The following is a 21,174-nucleotide window of genomic DNA, read 5'->3' as shown; positions in this document are numbered from 1 at the left end:
ACCGCCCGGCGGGGCCTTCACGTGTGGCGCCGATCACGTTCGCTGCGGCAAGAAGTACCGCATCTACTGAACGCACTCCACGACGTCGTCCCGCAACCCGAGGCGGCTCTCGTACACGCCGACCTTGTGAGTGATCAGCGTGAGGCATTCGTCCAGTTCGTGCATCCGCGCGAGCACCCGTTCCCGATGCCGGCGGAGCACCTCCAGCCGCTCCGCCTCGTTGCCCTGGCCCGCCCTGACCAGCTCGGTGTAGCGCCGGATGTCGGTCAGGGGCATGCCGGAGGCCCGCAGCCGGATGCAGACGCCCAGCCAGTCGACGTCGTCCTCGCTGTAGACGCGGTGCCCGGCGCTGCCCCGCCGTACCGGCTGGGCCAGCAGTCCCTCGCGCTCGTAGAAGCGCAACGTGTGGGTGCTGAGACCGGTGCGCTCGGCGACCTGGCCGATGCTCAGACCTGACATCCCGTCAGTTTGACTTAGAGTCGGCTCTAAGATCTACGGTCGCGAAGTATGAGATATCGCATCCTCGGCGGCACCGGCATGGAGGTCAGTGCCTACTGCCTCGGCACGATGATGTTCGGCGCGGCCGGCAACCCCGACCACGACGACAGCATCCGCATCATCCACAAAGCGCTCGACCACGGCATCAACTTCGTCGACACCGCCGACATGTACTCGGCGGGCGAGTCCGAGGAGATCGTGGGCAAGGCGCTGCGCGGCCGGCGGGACGACGTGGTGCTGGCGACGAAGGTGCACTTCCCGATGGGGGAGGGGCCCAACAGGGGCGGCAACTCGCGGCGGTGGATCGTCCGCGAGGTGGAGGCGAGCCTGCGGCGGCTCGGCACGGACTGGATCGACCTGTACCAGATCCACCGTCCCGACCACAGGACGGACATCGAGGAGACCCTGGCCGCGCTGACCGACCTCGTACGCCAGGGCAAGATCCGCGCCTTCGGCAGTTCGGCCTTCCCCGCGCACGAGACGGTCGAGGCGTACCACGTGGCCAGGCAGCGCGGGCTGTACCGGTTCCGCACCGAGCAGCCGCCGTACAACATCCTGGCCCGCGGCATCGAGGGGGACGTGCTGCCGACGGCGCAGCGGCTCGGCATGGGCGTGCTCACCTACAGCCCGCTGGGCTGGGGTTTCCTGACCGGCCGCTACCGCAAGGGGCAGGAGATCGACCTGTCGCGGGGCCGCGCCGCGCAGGCGCCGCAGCGGTTCGACCCGTCCATCCCGGTCAACGCGGCCAAGCTGGAGGTCGTCGAAGAGCTGGTGAAGCTGGCGGACGAGCTCGGCCGTACGCTGCCCGAGCTGGCGATCGCCTTCGCCGCCGCGCACCCGGCGGTCACCTCGGTCATCCTCGGGCCGCGCACGATGGAGCAGCTGGAGGGCCTGCTGAAGGGCGCCTCGCTGGTGCTCGACGACGCCGTGCTCGACCGGATCGACGAGCTGGTGCCGCCCGGCACGAACGTCTACCACCCGGTCGGCCTCTGGAGCCCCGCCCCGCTGACCGACCCCGCCCTGCGCCGCCGCCCGGCCGGGGACCGCGCGGCCGGCTGATCTCCTTCAAGATCGCCGCTTCCGTGCCTGCGGTGGTTAGGCTTTCGTTGCATACCGGATCGGCGGGAGCGAGGTGGCGCGGGTGACGCAGGCGGCGGGGCTGCTGCGTCGCTTCGGGCGCCGGTACGCGGCCGCCGCGCTCTCCCGCCTGGCCTGGACCCTGGTACGCCGCGCCGACCTCGCCGTGGCCGAGGCGGCACGGGTACGCGGCGAGTCGCTGGTGGCCACGGCCGTCCGCGCCGAGGAGCGCGAGTTCGCCGCCTCCCTGCACGACACGGCGGCGACGACCCTGCTGATGGTCGGCGTCGGCCAGGTACGCTCCGACGCCCCCTGGCTGCCCGCCCAGGCCCGCAGGGACCTGGAAAGGCTGCGCGGCTCCCACGGCGAAGGCGCGGCCCGCTCGCGCGCCGACCTCGTGACGATGCTCCGCGCCGGCCTCGACGCCGTGCCCCTGACCGTGGAGTTCGACGGGCCGGGCGAGCTGCCACTCCCGTACGAGGCCGCGCGCGCCCTCGCCGACGCGGCCGGGGAGGCGCTCACCAACGTCCGCCGGCACGCGGGCGTCACCCGGGCCACGATCCGCCTCACCGGCGACGCCCGCGAGCTGCGTCTCGACATCGCCGACCAGGGGGCGGGCTTCGACCCCGGCGCGGTCCCGGCCACCAGGTACGGCCTGCGCGAGTCCGTACGCGGCCGGCTGGCCCGCATCGGCGGCACGGCTGCGATCACCTCGGCGCCCGGCGAGGGCACCCTGGTACGTCTGGAGTGGCGCTCCGATGATGGCTGACCTGATCGAGGGCGCGTTACGCCACGGCCTGCGGCTCGCGACGCTGCTCGCCGCCTCGGCGATCGTCCGTCGGCTCGGCCAGGTCGCGGCGGACGCGCACGCGGAGACCGAACGGGTCCGCGTCGCCGAGGAGGCCACCGCGCAGGCGCACCGGCTCAGGCTGGCCCGCTACGACGAGCTGTCGGCGAGCACGGTGCCGCTGCTCGAAGGGCTGGCCGGCGGCTCGCTCGACCCCGAGGACCCCGGCGTGCGGCGGCGCTGCGCGATCGAGGCGGCCCGCATGCGCCGGCTGTTCGCCGAGGCCGACTCCGTCGCCGACCCCCTCTGGCACGAGCTGCGGCACTGCGCCGACGTGGCGGACCGCAAGGGGGTCGCGGTCGAGCTGGACGCGCGGGGCATGTGGCCGGTGCCGCCCGTGGCCGTACGCCGCGACCTCACCGAGGCCGTCCTGACCGTGCTCGCCACGGCCTCGTCGCGGGCCCGGGTCACCGTGGTCGGCGGCGACGACCAGGTCTCGGTCAGCGTCGTCGCCGACGGAGACGAATTGGCCGCGCCGCGGCCCGCCTCGGACGACGTCCTCGTCGAAGCCGTGCAGCACGGTGACCTGATCTGGATGGAGGCCACATGGCAGCTGACGACCGCGTGATCACCGCCGTCATCGTGGACGACCACGCGGCCATCGCCGTGGGGGTGGGCGTCTGGTGCGCCGCCGCCGTACCGCCGATCCGGCTCATCGACGCGGGCGACCGGCTCGCCGAGGTCTGGACGGGGCCGGGCGCCGGCGCCGACGTCGTGATCTTCGATCTCGAGCTGGTGCCCGGCATGCCCGACTTCGGGGAGCTGCGCCGGCTGGTGGACAGCGGCCGGCGGGTGGTCGTGTACTCCCAGCACATCGAGGACAGCATCGCCATCAAGTGCGTCGATCTGGGCGCGCTGGCGTACCTGACCAAGCGGGAGGGGCCCGAACACCTGGTGCCGGCCATCCAGGCGGCCGCGCGCGGCGAGGCGTACACGACGCCGTCCCTGTCCGGGGCGTTCATCGCCGACACCTCCGCCGAGCGGCCGCGGCTGTCGCAGCGGGAGGCGGAGGTGCTGCGGGCGTGGTTCGTCTCGTCCTCGAAGGAGCTGGTCGCGGCCAAGCTCAACATCGGCGTCAAGACCGTCGACACCTACATCACGCGGGTCCGCGTCAAGTACGCGAACGTGGGGCGCGCCGCCCGTACGAAGAGTGACCTGGTCAGCCGGGCGCTCGACGACGGGCTCATCACTCTCGCCGAGCTGAACGACAAGGTGTAGGGCGTTCGCCGGACAGTGCCCCGCCCGATGCGTCCCTATGGTGGTGATCGTGTGGATACCCGCTGCATGGGGGAGCGGGTATCCCCGACATCCACAGGGGGGACTCTATGGGGCTGGAGATCAACATTCTGGGGCCGTGCGAGGTCACGGCCGACGGCGAACCCGCCACGCTGATCGGCAAGCGACGGGTCGCCGTCCTGACGAAGCTGGCGCTGAACGCGGGACAGGCCGTCCCGGCCGAACGGCTGCGGGGACAGGTCTGGGCGGACGGCGCCGCGGCGACCGCGGGCAAGCAACTCCACATCGTCGTGTCCAAACTGCGGGACGCGCTGCCCCCGCAGGTCATCGTGACCGTGCCCGGCGGTTACCGGCTCGACCTGCCGCGCGAGTCCGTCGACGCCCACCGCTTCACGCTCCTGACCGCCGAGGCCCGCGCCGCCCGCCGCGACGGCGACCTCGCCGCCGCCGACCGGCTGTACCGCGAGGCGCTCGCCTTGTGGCGAGGTGACGCCCTGTCCGGCATGACCGATCCCTGGGCGCAGGCCGAGTCCGCCCGCCTCGAGGCGGAACGCCTGACCGTCCTGGAGGAGCACGTCGACGTACGGCTGGCGGCGGGCGAGCACCACGAGGTCGTGCCCGCGCTGATGGCCCACATCGAGGCCCACCCGCTGCGCGAACGCCCGCGCGCCCAGCTCATGCTGGCGCTGTACCGGGCCTCGCGGCCCTCGGAGGCGATCGAGGTCTACCGCGAGACCCGCCGCACCCTGGCCGACGAACTCGGCATCGAACCAGGCCCGGAGCTGCGCCGCCTCCTCCAAAGCGTCCTCCACCGCGACCCCGCCCTCGACCCCCCGAGGCCCGGCCAGCTGGTCGGGGGCTAGGCCGCCTGATCCGCGGGCCACTCCATCCTCCGCCCCACGTCCCTCGCCAGGCCCGCAAAGCGTTGTCACCGCCAGGCTCGCTGGGCACGAAGACCACCGCGCGGTCGACGATCACCAGCTGCTGACCGTCGTCGTCCACCAGCCGGTGGTGGCCGCCCGAGCGGTGCAGGGCGAGGCAGCGGTCCAGGACTGCCTGGTCCAGCACGCTCTTCCTGGAGACGATCGTGCGGCGGCGGGTGGTCTCGCCGAGCCCCCGCAGGTCGACGCACAGATGCATGGCCAGCACCTCCTGGGCGTCGAGCGCCAGGGAGCGGCTGCGCTCGGCGACCCGGTCGGCGCCGTCGATCTGCTCGACCGTCACCGTACGGCTCCGCCCGCGCCGCCCCGCGCTCAGCAGGTGCACCGCCTCCCACGCCGCCGAGATGCGCCGCTGCTGCGCGTGCGTCTCCAGGAGCCGGCGCCGGATCAGCCGGCTGACCCCGATCTCGCCGGCAGGTAGCCGTAGACCCGCGAGTCCGCGCTGGACGTGCCGTCGCCGACGACCACGAGCGCCCCTTCCGGCACGCGATCGCCGGGCCGCGCCTTGGCCGCCTCCGCCACGTCACCGGGCACCGGGTCGCCCGGCACCGCGGTCACCCGCTTGATCGCCCACGGCGGGGCAGGAGGCCTTGTGCCCCACCCCGGGGGCCGCGTCGACTCGAACACCACCACCTGGCCCCGCCGCACCGCCGCGGTCCTGCGTACCAGCACCTGGTCACCAGGACGGAACGTCGGCGCCATGCTCACGCCGCTCACCCGCACGACGACGAGAGCCCGTCGCGCGACGACCGCAAGGACGGCGAGCACCGCGACGGCGCCGAGCACGTACCACACGCCCTCACCCTAGCCCGACAGCTGGCGGGTGATGGAGGGGTCGGTGATCGCGGTGTCGTTCGCCAGCAGGAACGCCTTGCTGAGGATGAGCGCCAGCCGCCCGTCCTCCTCGAACGGCAGGAACAGTCCCGGCTGGAAACCGCGCGCGGAGACGATGCAGAGGTAGGCGTCGTTGGGCTCCATGAGGATGTTCGCCGACCCGAGGTGGATCTTGTACGTCCGCAGATCACCGCGTACCACCAGATAGCGGTCGGTGAGCGTGCACCGGTCGGCGATGGCCGTGCGCCCGATGAGGCGGGCCAGCGCGTCCTTGCGTACCTCCGCCGAGGGCGTCAGCGGCGCGAACGGCCCGGTCTCCCAGTGGTCGCGCAGCCGGTCGGGCCCCTGACCGGTCCACTGCGGATCGAGGGTGATCGAGGCGACGCCCACGAACAGGTCGATGTCCCGCATGCCCTCGCTGAACACCAGCGGCGGCACCTCCCTCAGCGGCACGTCACGCCAAACGCCGCCGCTCCTGCGCTGGAAGCTCGCCCGGCCGATGTCGGCGTGGACGTCGTCGGCCAGATAGTGCTCCAGCGTCGCCCGCCACTCACCGCCCGCCATGACCCGGTGCGCGTCGCAGTCCTCCTCCCAGTGCCCCTGGAACTTGGACGTCCAGCCCCGATCCTTGAACAGCGCCCGCAGCCGCCGATAGTGCACCACCTGCCCCTCGAACCGGCCGGAGAAAACGCCGGACGCCTCCTCGGCGGGCGTCAGCAGGTAGATCTCGCGGAAGGCCTGCTTGAACGGCTGGCGCAGCTCCTTGTCCTGGACCACCTCCCGCCAGCCGCGCACCTCCGCCACCGACGCCCTGGCCGGATGCCACAGCCGCACCCGCACGTCGGGGACGTGCATCCCCAGCTCGGCCCGCCACACGTCAGGCGCGACCTCGAACTCCCAGATCAGCCGCTCGGCGACCGGATGCCCTTCGAGCTGCCGGTACGGCGGCGCCGTCACGCCCGCGTAGCCGGCCTCCAGCGCCCTGGCGAGCGTCGCCTGCTGCTGCTGGGTGAGCTTGGCCAGCTCGCGCAGCCGCTTGACCTCGTCGGGATGCTCACGCCTGACCGCCGCCGGGACCGACCGCAGCTTCTTGGACCCGTGCCACCACGACAGCTCGACCCCGCCGTCCGTCGAGATCACCGCCGTGTGCTCGCCGAACTCCTGCCGCACCCGCCCGTAGGGGATCCTGAACGCCACCTCCAGCCGGTCGGCCAGCGCCGGCTCCATGCGCTTGAACTTGCGGTCGAGCTGCATCGGCACCCCGCCGTGCCGGGTGATGCGGCGGGCGGTGCGCAGCGCGGAGATCACCTCGGGCGTCGGATGTTCCTCCGCCGCGCGGGCGATCTCGAACAGCAGCTTCTGCGACGGCAGCGTCTTGGCCTGGGTGGGCGCCACCGCGATGCCCCGGACCAGCTCGTCAAGCAGCTCGGGCAGCCAGCTCTCGTCGCGCAGGAGCGCCAGCCGCACGGCCCTGCCGAGCGTGCGCCGCTCACTGTCGTCGAACGCCTTCTCCGCCCGGTAGGGGATCTCACCCGCGTGGATCGCCACGGCACGGTCGCGCGCCATCTCCAGCGCCGTACGGGCGAAACCCACATATCCCGGCAACCCGCCGATCCACTCGATCGGGACGGGCACCGGCTGGCCGTCGTGCATGGAGGTCTCGGCGAACAGCGCCCGCAGCTCCACCTCCCAGCCGAGCACCAGGTCGATCTCGGCGACCGCGATCGGCCCGTGCCGCTCGGCGAGCGCGGCCCGCACGTCGGCGTCCATGCCCGCCAGCCCGGCCGCCACCAGAATGTCCGGCCAGCCGTACGTCTTCGAGAGCATGAACCCGACCAGCTCCCGAGCCGGCTCGACCAGCTTCTCCTTGGTCCGCTCGTCGAGCGCATAAGGCGCCGGCCCGGTGGCGATGGGTGATCCGCTACCCATCCCCACGAGGCCGACGCTCAACCGAGGCACCTCAGGCCAGCGGGTGGGATCGTCGGCGCGGCCGTCGATCAGATCGCAGAGCCGCCGCGCGAGCGGAGACAGCACCTCCACGTCAGCCCCCCACCAGCGACACGAGCGGAGACATCACGTCCACGTCAGCCCTCCACCAGCGGCACGAGCGGAGACATCACGTCCACGTCAGCCACCCACCAGCGGCACGAGTTTGACGAACGACACGACAGGGTCGGCGTCGAGGTCGATCTGCACGTCGAGGTCCAGGATCTGCCGGTCGCCGACCAGCAGCAGGAACCCGTTGCGGGCGAACGCGGCCTCGGCGGCGTCGGCCTGCTTCTCCCAGTCGAGCTTCCGCGCGGCGCGTAACCGGTAGCCGTTCAGCTCGGCCTCGGCATCGGCCGGCTTCACCAGCCCCCTGAAAAGCCGCTTGGGGGCGGCGTTGTGGCGTGCCACCTCCTCGCGGACACGCAGCCGTACGAGCTCCCTGGCCGAGACCCGGTCAGGCAGGCCCGGCAGGGAGAACTCCTCCAGAGCCCGCCCACTCGCGGACTCATCACGAAACGTCACCGATGCCATCGGCCATCCTTCTGTCGTCGGAGATCAGGTGGTGGCGCCATCTATAGCAGCGCCGAACGACAGAACCGGCGGGCTCAGCCGGTGACCGACCGCCACCTGGGCGGCGTACGGTTCTACGGCAGCCGAACCCACATATCGGGCGGGCCGACGACGGCTCGCGCATCGGACGGCCGAAGCCCGGCCGCGGCGCAACAGTAGGCCACGGCATGCCCCTGGTAGAGGTACTCGGCGAGAATCTCCTCGGACGTCAGATGCCCGCCGGCATCACTCCCGCCGGGATTGGTGTCGGCATCTTCGACCGTACCGTCGCGGGCCACGATGCCCTGATCACCGCTCTTGGGGTTGGCCGCAACGCCGTAACAGACGGTCCCCGCGGATAGAGGCCCGGCTACCTCCGGGTCGGCCGGAACATGCCCCCAAGGCTGGATCACCACGCATCCCCCAGGAACGTCGCTGAGCCCGACGACCCGCAAGCTCCCATCGAAGTCGGCCCAGGGATCCTCCAGAATCGCCGCGACGGCGTCCTCATCGACCGGCCGGGCTCGCAACCGCCGAGCAGCCTCGACCGCGGTGACGTCGGCGACAAACGCAAAAGCCGCACCCTCCTGCCGACATTCCCCGAGCACGGAGATCAGCCGCCGCGCCTCCACCACCGCCGCACTCTCGGCCGGCGACAAACCCGCCTGCCCCGCCGGCAACGGAAACATGTCCGGCTCAGCACCGGCGAGCGCAAGCCGCCCAGGAGCCCACCCGCCCGACCAGCTCCGCCACGGTCTCCGGGCAGCCCCACTCAGCCGCGAAGTGCAAGGGCCGCCCCTCGTACCCGCCAAAGGCGTACACCCCCGAATTCGCATCCGCTCCCGCGTCAAGCCGACCACGCACCAGAGCCAGATCAGCCCACCCGTCCCCACCGACACCGACCCACCCACCGAACCCGAACCCGAATCCGCCCACGACGCTCCTCGGCTCGCACTGACTCGAGTGAGAAGATCATGCCGCACCCAGCCAGAGCGCTGCACCGCTTGAAGCGCCATGACACACGGGCCATCGGAGGGGGACTGCGAATCGGATCGGTTCGACGCACTTACCCTTCTATGACTCTCCGACCGAGTTCGATCACCACGAGTGACGCAATGTGGCAGCCTGTGCGGCGTTGCCGGACGCGTTCGCTCGCTTCGGAGTTCTTCGGTCCCGAAAGGACTTCTAACAGGGCAGACCGGTCCAGGGCCATCGCGTTGTTTCTCCTCTGCGTGTCACTTGGCGGTTTCACACAGAGACTCACGCGATGGCCCTCCTCGTTGAAGGCGACGCGCCGATGAGGGCCGGTTCTACACCACCCGACGGGACGTGACCTGATGGCGTACGAGTACTGCTGCGCGTTCTGCTCCTACGACGGCTGGCTGGACGGCGCGGTGGTGGGGCTGGACGCGGCGCACGTGCGGTGGTGGGCCTTCGACGGGCCCGACGACGTGGCGAACGGGCTGTGCCTGTGCGCGATTCACCACATGTTGTTCGACAAGGGCGTGCTCGGGCTGACGGCGCAGCGGACCATCGCCGTGTCGGCCAGGTTCGTGGGTCGCTCGCCGTCGTCGCGGGACATGGTGGTGGCTCTGGCCGGCCGGCCCGCCAGGCGGCCCCAGCCAGGACTGGACGTCGTGGGACAGGAGCACATCGGCTGGCACGGCGATCAGGTGTTCGTACGCCTGCCCGCGAACATGAGCCGTAGCTTGTGTCTTATGGGACCGCCGACCGACAGCATCGGCTCCTGAATCTGCTGTTGTCCAGGCCAGACCTCGGTGAGGTGGGGGACGGGCGCTTCGAGGGGTGGAGCGGTGCTGTGCTGGTTCTCCCCAACGATCCCGGCTACTGGTCTCGATCCGGTATGGGTGCTGTACGAACGCAGACGCCTTTCGGATCTACGAGGACCAGGAGATCGCGGGCAGACGAGCATGGGGCCCTGACACCGGCTTGGGCACGATGATGGGCCGCGAGGCAGCCAACGAAGTGCGGGATGATTAGGCGTGCCGATGGTCCGACTACTCCTCCCTTCCCGGCCAGCGGGGCAGATCTCGACTACTCACCTTGAGCATCATCTGATCATTACGACTGGTACAGCGATGGGGACCGAGCGCCTGAGTCATATCCTGCGAAGCCGCTCTCGAATGCACGACCATCAGTCGGCAAATATGCCGAAAGGGTCGATCGATGCTGGTGTGGCTGGTTTTGCTCCTACGCTGAGGGCGCTGCCAACAGGCGGGAGGCGATCATGAGCATCACGTCGCCGGGTACCGGTCCACTCTCTCCTGACTACAGCGGGCTCGATCCCGAGCTCATGGAGAGGTTCATCACCACGTTCAAGAGCAGTGGAGATCGGGTCGGCGAGGAGGCCGGGGCGCTGCGTCGCATTCTGGAGCAGGCGGGACTGCCTACGGCGGATCTGCAGCCGCTCGCCGCCACCTTGATGTGGCTGGATATCAAACTGCCCGAGCTGCGCCGCCGCGCTCAGACCGCCAGGGCGGCGAACGCCATCACCCCGTGGCGGACCGGTCTGCTGCCGTTCGACGAGAGCCGGCTCATGTCCCAGAGCGAGGCCAGGAAGAAGGGGGCGGAGCTGGCCGAGCGGTTCAGGGACGCGAGATCGGGTGCCGGACCGCTGATGAATCGGCCCCACGATGAAGAACTCGCCGCTCTCATCGCTGAGTTGGATGCCCATCGGGACGACCCTGATTTCGCTGCGGCCTTCTTCGCCGGCCTGGGTGTCGACGGCACCCTCGCCATCGCCGGCAAACTGCGGCAGGGCATGCGTGACCCGGAGAAGGCGATCGATGTGGTGAGCCGTGCTTTCGGTACCGCGGTGCGGGGTGGGGACGTCGTCTCACGCGGACACAATGAGCGGTCGGCTGTTTTCACCGGTACGGACGTGCCGGGATTCGCCAAGCTCAAGAACGAGCTCGCGCGCGGGCCCGGCCTGCCCGGCGACCGCTCGTTGGGATGGCTGCTGCGGGCGGGGGACTTTCCGCCCGAGTGGCTGGCCAAAGTGGTGAAGGCGCACGCCTTGACGCCGGACAGTCGGCTCCAGGGCAAGGAGATGGAGGGCTATCTGGCCGCGCTGGGCAACAATCCCGCCGCCGCGCGGCTGGCCATGGCCGCGGTGCGCAAGGAAGGTGTGCCGTTGTCGGCGCTGCTGCGCGACCTGGCGTGGAGGACCCGTCGAGAGGTGTCGTCTGGTCCTGAGGCGGCGGATGCCTTTGGGCGGATGCTCGCGGCCGCTGCGGGAGCTTATGACGAGAAGGATGGGGCGCACTCGTCCAGATCGGCGAGATTCGCCTTCGACCTCATGAGGGCGCTGCCTGACCTCGCCAACTCCAGCGCGGCCGAGCGACAACAGGGCATCAGGGCCTTGGACCTCGACGACGCGACCAGGAAGCACCTGGCGGAGATCGCCGGCGCGTACGCAACGGAGATCACCGAGGGTGCGAACCTTGGCGACGCGAATCGTACGCAGGGCAGTGCCTTCGGCCCGGTGAAGACGGTCGTGCCGGGGCTGAACCCCGCTTTCCGGTTGTCACCCGAGGACACGTACGCGTTCGTCAAGCTGTTCGCCAATTCGCCGGCCATCATCGCGCCGTTCGAGGAGGGCATGGGCAAGCTGACCGATCGGCTCATGGCTGCGGCGGCGAAAGCGGACGGCGGACGGAGCGTTGAGCACCTGGAACGGGCGATGAAGGCGCTCGGCTATACGGCGGGCATGCAGTTCGCCGCTGAACGGGCCGTGCAGGGCCTGCTCGATGAACAGGACAAGGAGTTCCGCGAACAGCGACTCGCCAAGCTTGGCTTCTTCATCAACGTGGCGGGAGTGCCCGTGGCGTTGCAGGGACAGCCACTCTGGATCGCGGCAACCACCATTGCGGGATCCATGCTGAGCGACCTGACCGAGGTCGACAAGACGCGACTGGACGCCCTCGATGACAAGACCAGGCTGGCGGCTCTGGCGAGAGGCAGGTGGCTGGTCGATGTGCTGACGGCCGGCGGGTTCAAACCTCAGGTGCCGGCGGCGGACGAACGGTTCAACACGCCGCCGATCGTCGACGAGAACGGAAAGCTGCTGCCCTTCGAGAAAATCGCCCAGAGCAAGGAAGCCCTTCGCAACCTCAACAACTGGCTGATCGCCAACGGATCCGGCCTGACGGACAAGAGCCGCATCGGCGAGGCGACGAAGCAGTTGGATGTGATGTTCCGCGGAGCCAAGGACGCGGCGGAGGACGAGTGGAAGCGATTCGATGAGCTCAGCCGGGCGGAAGACAATCCGTCTCGCCGCGGATGACCATGACATGCTGGGCCGGTGACGACAGCACGATGTGTGTCTTGGAATCCTTGTTGACGAGATCCTGCACGGTGGGTTGTCCGGGCGCATTCAATTCATATTCGGCGACGGCATCGAGAGCGCCGACCATGACCAGGAGCATCGAGTTCGGGTCCCCTGATCCGATGTCATTTCTTGCTGTGGCAGCGTAGGTGCGTTTGACCTTGCCCGCACCGCACGGGACGTCCCTGCCGCCCGGATCGGTGACCTCGATGGCCTTGGCCTGAGCACCCTCGAGGGTTCGATTGACGTGCTCCTTGAGTGTCGCACCAGCTTCGGCGGCCGTTGGCACTTTGGGATCGTTCGACCCACCGCATCCGGCCAGCACGAGAAACGCAATCCAGGACACCAAAACCACGCGCCATGCCGGAATTATCATCGATTTGCCTCCGAAGGCAGGCCGGTACCCCGGACAAGTCTCATAATGGTCGCTAGGTCATTGCAACCCATTCAACCAATTCTCTTAGGAAGCCGATGGCTCCGGTACCCAACCCGCGCCACGCGGAGTTGCAGCAGCTCATCGCCCAGGCCAGGGCGCACGTGGACCGGCTGGAGACGGCGCTCGACCCTCCCTGTGAGCAGTTCACGGGCCGGGCCATCTGGGTCGGTCGCACTGCTCAAGGCTTCGCCAGGGAGCTGACCGGGCATCGCACTCGGGTACGAGCGGTGGCCCAGGCGGTTCTCGAGACCCTCGAAGAGGAAATGCGCCGCACACCAACCGAGGTGACACCAGATCAGGCCCGGAATGCGTAGCGGCCACGTTGCTGGGTGGCTACGTGGTCGGCTCGGGCGCCGGTGTCGTGTGGTGACTGTCCGGCTGGGCTTTGGGGCGGTGGCGGAAGGGGGTGAGGGTGGTGCGGACTATGTCGGCGGCGCCCCAATCTGGGGTGAATTGGGCGATGACGGCCAGGTGCTGGCGTAGCTGGAAGATGGGCATGCGGTTGCGCCAGTCGGGGTCGAGGTTCGTCAGGTCGGCGTACAGGTCGAAGAATGCCTTTGCTTCGGGGGGTGGGGCTGTCGTCCAGAGGTGGGCGAGGTCCACTTCGGCCCAGGTGTACGACACTGCCGGGTCTATCAGGGCGGGTTGGCCGTCAAGGGTGGACATGACGTTTTGAGCCCACAGGTCGCCGTGGGTCAGGCAGGCGGGGCCGGGGGGCAACAGGTCGGGGAGGCGGTCGCAGAGGTGTTCGAGGGCTGCTCGGTCCGCGGGGTCGAGGGCCTCCTGGACGCGGGGTTCGGTGAGCCAGCGCAGCAGGCGGTGCTGGGCGAAGAAGTCGTAGCCGTCGTCGGTCCAGGTGTTGATCTGCCGGCGACGGCCCAGCCAGTTGTCCTGGTGCCAGCCGAAGCGCGGGTGGCGGGTGGTGGTGTGCAGGTGGGCGAGTGCGTGCGCGAACTGCTCCCAGAAGACCTCGGTCGTCGGGCGGGGCCGCAGCGTGGACAGTACGAGCAGGCCGCGGTCGGCGAGGATGATGTCGGGGGTGGTGATGCCGCCTGCCTCGCGGAGCACGATGAGGCCCTCGGCTTCTGTGGTGAAGACGTCGTCCGCGGGCGGCTCGGTGAACGCCTTGACGAACACCGACGTGTCGTCGCCGCGGCGGGCGAGGCCTGCGGTCGCGGCGAGACCCCCGGTGGCCGGCTCGACCGTGGTGACGTCGGTCAGGCCGGCCGCGTGCAGGCGTTCGAGCAAGAAGGACCCCGGCGCAGTGGACATGAGGTCATCTTGCCTGGTTTGTAGCGGCAACTACTAGAAAGTCGTGATCCCTTGGAGGGCGCCGGCGGCCAAGGTGCGACGACAGCTTCGAGCCCCGCTCAACCCGCCGCGCCGCTCCTCAAGGCCTTCACATACTGCCGGACGCGGTCGGGGTCCTGGGGGAAGAAGCCGGCCCAGTCCGTGTCCAGCCGATGCCACAGCGCCGGTTGCCCGGGTTCTGGGGTCAGCGGCTCGGCCGGGTCGGCGATCGCGGCGTAGGAGAACGACAGCGCCGGCGGCAGGTCCGGGTGGAACGAGCGGACGGCCACCGCGGCGGGCCGGTCCAGCAGTTGCGGGTGCAGCCCGCACTCCTCGGCCAGCTCGCGCGCCGCGCCCTGGCGCGGGCTCTCGCCCGGTTCGACCTTGCCGCCGGGCGGCACCAGGCCGCGCCACGGGTGCTGGACCAGCAGGATCTGCTCCAGGGCGGGATCCAGCACCCACACCTCGGCGCCCAGCGGCTCCATCGGTCTGTCCGGCGCCGAGCGCAGCCAGGAACGGGCCTGATCGAACTCCAGCGTCGCGGACTCGGCATCGAAGGCGGCGGCCTCCAGCAAGCCCTGCTCCCACGGATCGCGGATCATCGCGCCAGGCTACGGCCGGCCACTGACAAAGAGGATCAGGCGTTGTAGCCGCCGTGGGCGTCCAGTTTGGCGCCCGTGACGTACGACGCCGCCGGACCGGCCAGGAAGGCGATCGCGGCGGCCATTTCGTCCGGGTGGCCCAGGCGCTGCAACGACAGGGAGCTGAGCAGGGCCTTGATGATCTCCGGGTCCGGGTGTTCCATGCCGTCCGTCATCATGCCGGCTTCGACGACGTTGGCGGTGATGTTCCTGGGGCCGAGGTCGCGGGCGGCGCCCATGGTGTAGCGCTCGACGCCGGCCTTGGTCGCCGCGTAGTCGGCCACGCCAGGGACGCCGGCTCGGGTGCCCAAGCCGGAGCTGATCGTGATGATGCGGCCGCCTTCGCGCAGCACCTGGGAGGCGGCCCGGATGATGGCGATGACGCCGAGGTAGTTGGTGGCGTGCATGCGGTCCAGGGCGGCGGTGTCGGCGTTCGGGTCGTCGACCGTGGCGTTGATGGAGATCGCGGCGTTGTTGACGAGGATGTCCAGGGCGCCGAAGTGGGAGATCACGTTGTCGATCAGGGCGGGTGCCTGGCTCGTGTCCGACTGGTCGGACTTGTACGCGGCTACTTTCGCCCCCTTGGCCCGTACCTCGTCGACGACGGCCTGGGCTCGCTCGTCGGAGCTGACGTAGGTGAAGGCGACGTCGGCGCCCTGGTCGGCGAGGAGCCGTACGGTCGCGGCTCCCAGCCCGCGGGATCCTCCGGTGACCAGGGCGACCTTGCCGGTCAGTGGCTTGTTCATGGTTCTCGTCCCAACTGGTTGACCATCTCGAACTGTCGTAACGCTAATAGTTACGACGAACATGTTGCAACCATAGCTGTTACGACGAGCATGTCGTAACATCGGGAGTTGCGACCGGAGGGACGACACCATGAGCGCCAACAGCAGGTTGACCATCGCCGCCCACGCGCTGGCCTGGATCGGCCTCTACCAGCGCCAGGGCCATGAGGTCGCCACCTCAGAACAGATCGCGTCCAGCGCGAACACCAACCCCGTGGTGATCCGGCGACTGCTCGGCGACCTGCGCAGGGCGGGGCTCGTGGAGTCGCGGCGCGGGCTGGGCGCGGGCTGGACGCTGGCGCGCGACCTGGAGTCGATGACGCTGCTCGACGTGTACGAAGCGGTGGAAACCGGCCCCCTCTTCGCCCTCCACCGCGCCACTCCGGACCAGGGTTGCGTCGTGGGCCACGGCATCCAGCCGGCGATGCGGCGCATCTACGACGGCATCGAGGAGACCCTCCGGGGCGAGCTGGCCCGCGTCACCCTGCAGGACGTCCTTCAGGACGTCCTCGCAGCACCTGAAGACGTCAGGTCCAGGGCCACCTCCAGGCGCAGGTAGGCGTCGATCCAGGTCTGTTCGACCGTCTCGGTCGCGAACGCCGTGACCGCCCCGGCGATGCGGTGGAGGCCGAGCGTGGTCAGCCGGCGGGCGGCGGTGGCGAGGCGGTCGTCGTAGGCCGGTGGGAGGTGGGCGAGACCGTGGTGGGCGGCTTCGGCGAGCAGGGCTCGGGCGTCGGTCAGTACGGCGGTGAGCGGGCCGGACTGGTCGGGGTCGGCGATCGCGAAGGGGGCGCTGGCTCCGGCGGGCCGCAGGTCGGGTACGACGACCCGCTCGCCGGTGGACAGGCCGACGGGGTCGATGACGATGCCGCCCGCGCTACGGCCCACGACACCGCTGACGTACCGTAACCCGCCTTTCAGGACGGCGGCCAGCGCGTCGAGGCGGCCAGGAGCGGCGGTGGTGTGGGTGGCGGTGATGGTGGCGGTGTGGCCCGCCTGATCGGTGATCAAAGCGTCGAGGCGCTGGTCGCCCGGGACGTAGGCCAGGGAAAGCACCTGGGATACGGCGATGACGCGGACCAGCTCGGCCTCCACCCGCGGGCGGATCGGGCGGAGGGTGAGGGCGTCGAGTTCGCGGCCGAGGGCGGCCAGGTCGATGACCAGGAGGGACGGTGAGAGGTCGGCCCAGGCGCCGCGCGAGGCGCTCACCGTCGTCCTGGAGATGCGTCCGGTGGACAGCCGCACGGTACGGCTGGCGCTGCGGACGGCCGACTCCGTGACGAGGTTGCCGGTGGCCAGGGCGGCGAGGGTGGTGCCGGCGACGCGGCGGCCCGCCAGCGCGGGGCCGTCGTCGTCGCCGTCCCATTCGCGGCGCAGTACGAGGACCATCGCGCCGGCGCTGTGGGCCAGGTAGACCTCGGCGATGCGGCGCCCGGCGAAGCCGCGGATCCGGCAGCCCAGGCTCTCCAGGCGGGCCCGGCGCAGCGGGGTCTCGGCGGCCTCGGCGGTGCCGAGCACGCTGCTGCGGAGGGTGGCGTCGGGGCGGGTGACGGCCCGGTGCCTGGCGTGGAGCTCGGCGAGGTGGCTCGCGAGCAGCTCGGGACGGTAGTGGGCGCTGCGGTCGCGGTACGCGGTCAGCTGTTCTGCGAGGTCGCCGACGGCCAGCAGGGGCCAGCGGGATCCGGCGGCGTCCAGATCGTGCTGTACGTCGGCGATGGTCGCGTCGAGCCCTTCCCCGAGGTGTGCCGCGCCTTCGCGCAGGACCGTGCCGGCCAGCTCCAGGGCTCGTTCCAGCCCGGACCCGGTGCCGGCTCCTGGCGAGCCGCCGACGTCCACCCGTGCCTCGTGCACCCCTGGATGCAGCTCGTCGGCCACCCGGAACGCCCACACGGCGAGGGCGATGAGGTCGTCGTGGCTGCCCGCGACGGTGTCGGTGTGGACGAAGCCGAGGTCGCCGGGGATGAGGAAGCGTACGGTCGCGGTGGGGAGCTCGACCTGCGGGGCAGGGGTGCGGCGGACGCGGGCGGTGTAGCCGGCCGTGAAGGTACGGCGGGCGGCGGTCATCAGGCGGGTGCCGATCCGCAGGGTCAGCTCGTCGTCGGTCACCTGCCCAGGCGACCAGGCGGCAGCCTCAGGAGGACGATCGGCGTGCCGGCGCTGGTACGCCAGCACCACCGCCACGACATGCCGGCACACCCCATGAGCACCACACGTGCACCGGGCAAGATCGAGCCCACCGGACGGCAGGCTGGCGGTGGGCCCGCCCGCGAAGTCCCCGTGCACGGTCCCGACGTCATCGGTACGCAGGTCAGGCGCGGCCTCCTTGCCCGCCCGCTTGACCAGCCCCCGGTTGGTGAGCGCGGCGAGGGCGTCGGTGGTGAGCCCGAGCAGATCCGTCCTCATCGGCCCACGTGCTCCGCGACGAAGGCCGCCAGCTCACCCGGAGTCATCGCGCCCACGGACGCCCCGGCATCGGCCAGGCGCTGCGCGAGCTCCCGGTCATAGTCGGGATTGGCCTGCGAGTCGAGCGCGGCCAGACCGAGGACCTTGCTGCCCTGTTCGACCAGGCCACGAACGATGCGTACGAGCTGGTGGGCGTCGCCGCCCTCGTAGAAGTCGGAGATCACCACGACGATGGCCCGCCGCGGCCGGTCCACGAGCCGGGCGCCGTACGCCGCCGCCCGCGCGATGTCCGTGCCGCCCCCGAGCTGGACTTTCATCAGCAGCTCAACGGGATCGTCCACGTCGGAGGTCAGATCGACCACATCGGTGCTGAAGGCGACCAGATGGGTGCGTACGCCGGGCAATCCCCACAGGCAGGCGGCGGTGACCGCCGAGTGGATCACGGAGTCGGTCATCGAGCCGGACTGGTCCACGAGCAGGATCACCTGCCACTGTTCGAGGTGGCGGCGGGTGCGGGTGAAGAACAGCGGGTTCTCGATCACGAGCTTACGGGTGCCGGGCTGGTAGTGGCCGAGGTTGGCGCGCAGCGTCCGCGTCATGTCGAAGTTGCGCGCCACCCGCAGCCGGCCTGGCCGCCGCAGCTTGGCGCCGGAGAAGGCGGTGCGCACCTCGGTGGCGAGCTTGTCCATGAGCTCCCGTACGACCTGCTCCACGAGCCGCCTGGCCAGCCGGAGCACCTGCGGGTTCATCAGGTGTTTGGTGTGCAGGACGGCCTTGAGCAGGGCGGGGTTGGGCTCGATGCGGGCGAGCACGTCGGGGTCGGTGACGAGGTCGTGGATGTCGTAGCGTTCGACGGCGTCGCGTTGCAGGCGTTCGACGGTCTCCTTGGGGAACAGGCGGGTGATGTCGTCGAGCCAGTCGAAGGTGGTCAGGTTCGGGGGGCCGGTCCCCGCCTGCCGGACGCCGCGTTCGCGCAGGTCATCGTCGCGGCCGTACAGCCATTCCAGGGCGGCGTCGCGGCCGGCGGCCTCGTCGTCCAGCCGGCCGCCGCCGAGGCAGGCGCCGCCGGCTTCGCCGAGCAGCAGCCGCCACCGTTCGAGCGTCATAGGAGCCCCTCCCCGCGCAGCGCCGCGTCGACGCGTTCGTCCAGTGCCATGCCCGCGGCGACCAGCTCCGGCGGAGCGTCCAGCCGCAGCAGGTCCCGTGCGGACGCGCCCGCGTGCAGCTCGACCAGGCGGGTGGCGATGAGGTGGCGTTCGCGGGGCGGGAAGTAGCCGAACGCCTGGCGCAGCGCGGGCAGGGCCACCAGGAAGTCCTCGTCGGTCATCGCCCCGACCAGCTCGTCCAGCAGCTCCAGCATGCCGCCGGTGTGCAGGACCTCCTCCCGGGCGAGCGCGAACAGCCCGGCCAGCCAGTCGCCGGCCGACTGGGGGACGAACGCGCCGCGTACCGCACGTACGGGATCAGCGGCGGTGCCACGCAGTGACCAGGCCAGCCCGAGTGAGGCGCCGCGCAGGTCGGGCGGCGCGTCCTGGCAGGCGGCGACGCGGTCGGCGACGCCCAGCGCCGCGTCCACGTCCAGGCCGAGCTGAGGGCCGGCGTGCCTGAGCGCGTCGCGTACGGCGGCCATGGCGCCGATGCGCCGTGGATCAGCCGGTACGGACCCGCCGCGCACCCCCTCGGCCAGCCACAACACCCGCAGGGCGGCGGCCCGCACGACGGTGCCCGAGGTGATCGCGAACAGGTCGTCGTGCCGCCACATCCCCAGGGCGACGGCGAGGGTACGGCCCAGCGCACCCAGGTCGGCCGCCGCGCCGATCGCCCGCTCAAGGTCGTTCAGCACCCGCCCGGCCAGCTCGCCGATGCCGCACAGCGCGGCGTCGAACAGCACGTCGGTCAGCCGGCCCAGGTCGGCGTCCCTGACCCGCTCGGCGAGGACGGACGCCGCCGCCTCCTGCGGGTCCACGCCGTAGGAGCCCGCCTCGATCAACGCGGGCATGCGGTCGTCGGTGTCGGTCAGCTTCCACTGCTCGACGCGGAGCCCCGACGTACCGCGGACCACGCCGGGAATGCCCAGAACGCGCAGCCTGTGGAGGAACCGGCTGCGCTCGCGGTCGGCGGGATCGCCGAGGTGGAGGCGTTCGTCGCCGGGGCCGCCCAGCTCGGCGAGCACCGCGTGGACCAGCGGCGGCAGCGGCATCGAAGGATGCAGGCGGCCCGTCCGGTCGCCGCTGAGCGCCGCGATCATCTCCACGACGACCGGATGATGACCGGCCTGGAGACGTCCACGGGACGCCCAGGGCAGCGGGACGTCGAGCGCCTCGCCGACCAGCGCGCCGGCCAGCCCGTCGAGGACGTCCACCCGGGCCGGATGCGGATGGCCGCGCAGCAGCGCGAGGGCGTCGGCGGTGGCACGCGCGGCGATCAGGTCGGCCGTGGACACCGGCTGCCGTCTTGAGCGCAGCCTGGCCGTCACCGCCTCGACGAGCCGGCGGGCGGCGCCGTCGACGCCGTGCTCCCACAGGTCCTGGTAGTAGCCGGGCGACGGCATGCCAGCCTGGTAGCCGTCGAAGGCGTCCAGCCGGCGGAACGCGTACGGCACGAGATGGCTGCCGGCCACCGCACCCTCGGGCGGCCGTGGCACCTCAGGCCAGCTCCGCTCGCCCCGCGCGGCCAGCCGGATCAGCGCGGGACGATGAAACCCGCCCGTGACCACGACCACCGGCCGCTCGCCCGCCTCCCACGCGGCCGCGCGGACCCATCGCGCCATGTACGCCTCGCGGGCGGCGTCGTCAGGACCGGCCTCGGCGTCGCCGCGGACGAGGTCGAAGTACGTGGCCAGCCGTTCGGCCAGCCCGTCGGCCGGTGCGACCTCGAAGAGGTGGTCCCACAAGGCGTCCACGTCGTCCACGTCGAACGCCCGGCAGAGCTTCTCCGCCGCCTCGTCATAGCGGGCGTCGGCGTACCGGTTGGCGAGGTCCGCCAGCGCGGGATGCCAGGCGGGCAGGTCGATGAAACGCAGCTCGGCGCCGGTTTCCCGGCCCGCCGTCAGCGCGGCCCACTCGGGGGAGTAGTCGCACAGCGGGGTCCACGAACTGTGGCGCCGCTCGTGGTCGCGGTAGCCGGTGTGGACGGCGATCGGCAGGTCGTGGCCGAGCAGCAGCTCGTCCATCCGGTCGTTCATCTCGGCCGGGCCTTCGACCAGCACGTACGCGGGACGTACGGCATGAACGGTCTCGGCGGCCAGCCGGGCGCAGGCGGGACTGTGGTGCCGCACGCCCAGGAAGACGACCCCCATCG

General features: G+C 70.9%; 21 protein-coding genes and 1 pseudogene. 10 read left to right on the top strand and 12 right to left on the bottom strand.

All coding sequences use genetic code 11. The features are described from left to right. Positions 1-63: 63 nt before the first annotated feature. Positions 64-459, bottom strand: a complete 396-nt coding sequence (locus AB0K18_RS20265) for a MerR family transcriptional regulator (RefSeq protein WP_364916110.1) — start codon at positions 457-459, stop codon at positions 64-66. A gap of 48 nt (positions 460-507) precedes the next feature. Between AB0K18_RS20265 and AB0K18_RS20260 the strand changes: the two genes are divergently transcribed. The 6 genes from AB0K18_RS20260 (at position 508) to AB0K18_RS20235 (ending at position 5,020) form a co-directional block, all read left to right on the top strand. Beyond that, on the top strand, positions 508-1,557 hold the full coding sequence (locus AB0K18_RS20260; RefSeq protein WP_364916109.1) for an aldo/keto reductase: 1,050 nt from the start codon (positions 508-510) through the stop codon (positions 1,555-1,557). Positions 1,558-1,639: 82 nt separating this feature from the next. After that, positions 1,640-2,344, top strand: a complete 705-nt coding sequence (locus tag AB0K18_RS20255; RefSeq protein WP_364916107.1) for an ATP-binding protein — start codon at positions 1,640-1,642, stop codon at positions 2,342-2,344. Continuing rightward, positions 2,334-2,990 carry a hypothetical protein gene (locus AB0K18_RS20250; protein ID WP_364916105.1) on the top strand — a complete coding sequence of 219 codons (657 nt, stop codon included), beginning with the start codon at positions 2,334-2,336 and terminating at the stop codon, positions 2,988-2,990. Before AB0K18_RS20255 ends, AB0K18_RS20250 begins: the two co-directional genes overlap by 11 nt. Next, positions 2,969-3,640, top strand: coding sequence for a response regulator transcription factor (locus AB0K18_RS20245; RefSeq protein WP_364916103.1), 672 nt, complete (start codon positions 2,969-2,971; stop codon positions 3,638-3,640). Before AB0K18_RS20250 ends, AB0K18_RS20245 begins: the two co-directional genes overlap by 22 nt. A gap of 107 nt (positions 3,641-3,747) precedes the next feature. Beyond that, the gene (locus AB0K18_RS20240) at positions 3,748-4,521 is read left to right on the top strand and encodes an AfsR/SARP family transcriptional regulator (RefSeq protein ID WP_364916100.1); all 774 of its coding nucleotides are present in this window, start codon (positions 3,748-3,750) and stop codon (positions 4,519-4,521) included. Positions 4,522-4,669: 148 nt separating this feature from the next. Beyond that, a complete protein-coding gene (locus tag AB0K18_RS20235) occupies positions 4,670-5,020 on the top strand; it encodes a hypothetical protein (RefSeq protein WP_364916097.1) in 351 nt (116 codons plus the stop codon). On the opposite strand, the gene AB0K18_RS20230 is transcribed toward AB0K18_RS20235, so the two are convergent. The 4 genes from AB0K18_RS20230 to AB0K18_RS20215 form a co-directional block, all read right to left on the bottom strand. Next, on the bottom strand, positions 4,987-5,394 hold the full coding sequence (locus AB0K18_RS20230; protein ID WP_364916095.1) for a S26 family signal peptidase: 408 nt from the start codon (positions 5,392-5,394) through the stop codon (positions 4,987-4,989). The two genes, AB0K18_RS20235 and AB0K18_RS20230, sit on opposite strands and share 34 nt — an antisense overlap. Positions 5,395-5,403: 9 nt before the next feature. Beyond that, a complete protein-coding gene (locus AB0K18_RS20225; RefSeq protein ID WP_364916093.1) occupies positions 5,404-7,473 on the bottom strand; it encodes a DUF4132 domain-containing protein in 2,070 nt (689 codons plus the stop codon). Between the two features lie 87 nt (positions 7,474-7,560). Beyond that, on the bottom strand, positions 7,561-7,953 hold the full coding sequence (locus AB0K18_RS20220; protein ID WP_364916091.1) for a hypothetical protein: 393 nt from the start codon (positions 7,951-7,953) through the stop codon (positions 7,561-7,563). A gap of 113 nt (positions 7,954-8,066) precedes the next feature. Next, complete coding sequence (locus AB0K18_RS20215; protein ID WP_364916088.1) at positions 8,067-8,660, bottom strand: ankyrin repeat domain-containing protein; 594 nt, start codon at positions 8,658-8,660, stop codon at positions 8,067-8,069. A gap of 639 nt (positions 8,661-9,299) precedes the next feature. Here AB0K18_RS20215 and AB0K18_RS20210 point away from each other — a divergent pair. Next, positions 9,300-9,722: pseudogene (locus tag AB0K18_RS20210) on the top strand (HNH endonuclease); the annotation flags it as partial. Positions 9,723-10,219: 497 nt separating this feature from the next. Further along, complete coding sequence (locus AB0K18_RS20205) at positions 10,220-12,277, top strand: DUF6571 family protein (protein WP_364916086.1); 2,058 nt, start codon at positions 10,220-10,222, stop codon at positions 12,275-12,277. Here AB0K18_RS20205 and AB0K18_RS20200 read toward each other — a convergent pair. Next, positions 12,240-12,695 (bottom strand): hypothetical protein, encoded by a 456-nt coding sequence (locus AB0K18_RS20200; protein WP_364916083.1) that lies wholly within the window; start codon positions 12,693-12,695, stop codon positions 12,240-12,242. The genes AB0K18_RS20205 and AB0K18_RS20200 overlap by 38 nt on opposite strands. Positions 12,696-12,790: 95 nt before the next feature. Here AB0K18_RS20200 and AB0K18_RS20195 point away from each other — a divergent pair, with 95 nt between their 5' ends. Then, positions 12,791-13,069 (top strand): hypothetical protein, encoded by a 279-nt coding sequence (locus tag AB0K18_RS20195; protein WP_364916080.1) that lies wholly within the window; start codon positions 12,791-12,793, stop codon positions 13,067-13,069. Positions 13,070-13,088: 19 nt separating this feature from the next. Here the strand turns inward: AB0K18_RS20195 and AB0K18_RS20190 are convergent, their stop codons facing one another. The 3 genes from AB0K18_RS20190 to AB0K18_RS20180 all read right to left on the bottom strand — a co-directional run bounded on the left by AB0K18_RS20190 (position 13,089) and on the right by AB0K18_RS20180 (position 15,432). Next, entirely contained in the window at positions 13,089-14,027 is a 939-nt protein-coding gene (locus AB0K18_RS20190; RefSeq protein WP_364916078.1) for a fructosamine kinase family protein, read from the bottom strand. A gap of 98 nt (positions 14,028-14,125) precedes the next feature. Beyond that, positions 14,126-14,647: an NUDIX domain-containing protein gene (locus AB0K18_RS20185; RefSeq protein ID WP_364916076.1), complete on the bottom strand. Its 522-nt coding sequence runs from the start codon at positions 14,645-14,647 to the stop codon at positions 14,126-14,128. A gap of 35 nt (positions 14,648-14,682) precedes the next feature. Continuing rightward, positions 14,683-15,432 (bottom strand): SDR family oxidoreductase, encoded by a 750-nt coding sequence (locus tag AB0K18_RS20180; RefSeq protein ID WP_364916073.1) that lies wholly within the window; start codon positions 15,430-15,432, stop codon positions 14,683-14,685. Between the two features lie 130 nt (positions 15,433-15,562). Here AB0K18_RS20180 and AB0K18_RS20175 point away from each other — a divergent pair, with 130 nt between their 5' ends. Continuing rightward, positions 15,563-16,030: an Rrf2 family transcriptional regulator gene (locus AB0K18_RS20175; protein WP_364916070.1), complete on the top strand. Its 468-nt coding sequence runs from the start codon at positions 15,563-15,565 to the stop codon at positions 16,028-16,030. Here AB0K18_RS20175 and AB0K18_RS20170 read toward each other — a convergent pair. The 3 genes from AB0K18_RS20170 to AB0K18_RS20160 are packed head-to-tail and all read right to left on the bottom strand — an operon-like array spanning position 15,970 to position 21,172. After that, positions 15,970-17,874 carry an SWIM zinc finger family protein gene (locus AB0K18_RS20170; RefSeq protein WP_364916068.1) on the bottom strand — a complete coding sequence of 635 codons (1,905 nt, stop codon included), beginning with the start codon at positions 17,872-17,874 and terminating at the stop codon, positions 15,970-15,972. The genes AB0K18_RS20175 and AB0K18_RS20170 overlap by 61 nt on opposite strands. Next, entirely contained in the window at positions 17,871-18,980 is a 1,110-nt protein-coding gene (locus AB0K18_RS20165; RefSeq protein ID WP_364916065.1) for a VWA domain-containing protein, read from the bottom strand. The genes AB0K18_RS20170 and AB0K18_RS20165 overlap by 4 nt, the downstream gene beginning before the upstream one ends. Then, positions 18,977-21,172: a DUF5682 family protein gene (locus AB0K18_RS20160; RefSeq protein WP_364916062.1), complete on the bottom strand. Its 2,196-nt coding sequence runs from the start codon at positions 21,170-21,172 to the stop codon at positions 18,977-18,979. The genes AB0K18_RS20165 and AB0K18_RS20160 overlap by 4 nt, the downstream gene beginning before the upstream one ends. Positions 21,173-21,174 lie beyond the last annotated feature (2 nt).

Source organism: Nonomuraea sp. NPDC049421 (assembly GCF_040677005.1).
GTDB lineage: Bacteria > Actinomycetota > Actinomycetes > Streptosporangiales > Streptosporangiaceae > Nonomuraea > Nonomuraea salmonea.
The sequence above is the reverse complement of the archived record's forward strand: the minus strand, read 5'-3'. Positions and strand labels throughout refer to the sequence as shown.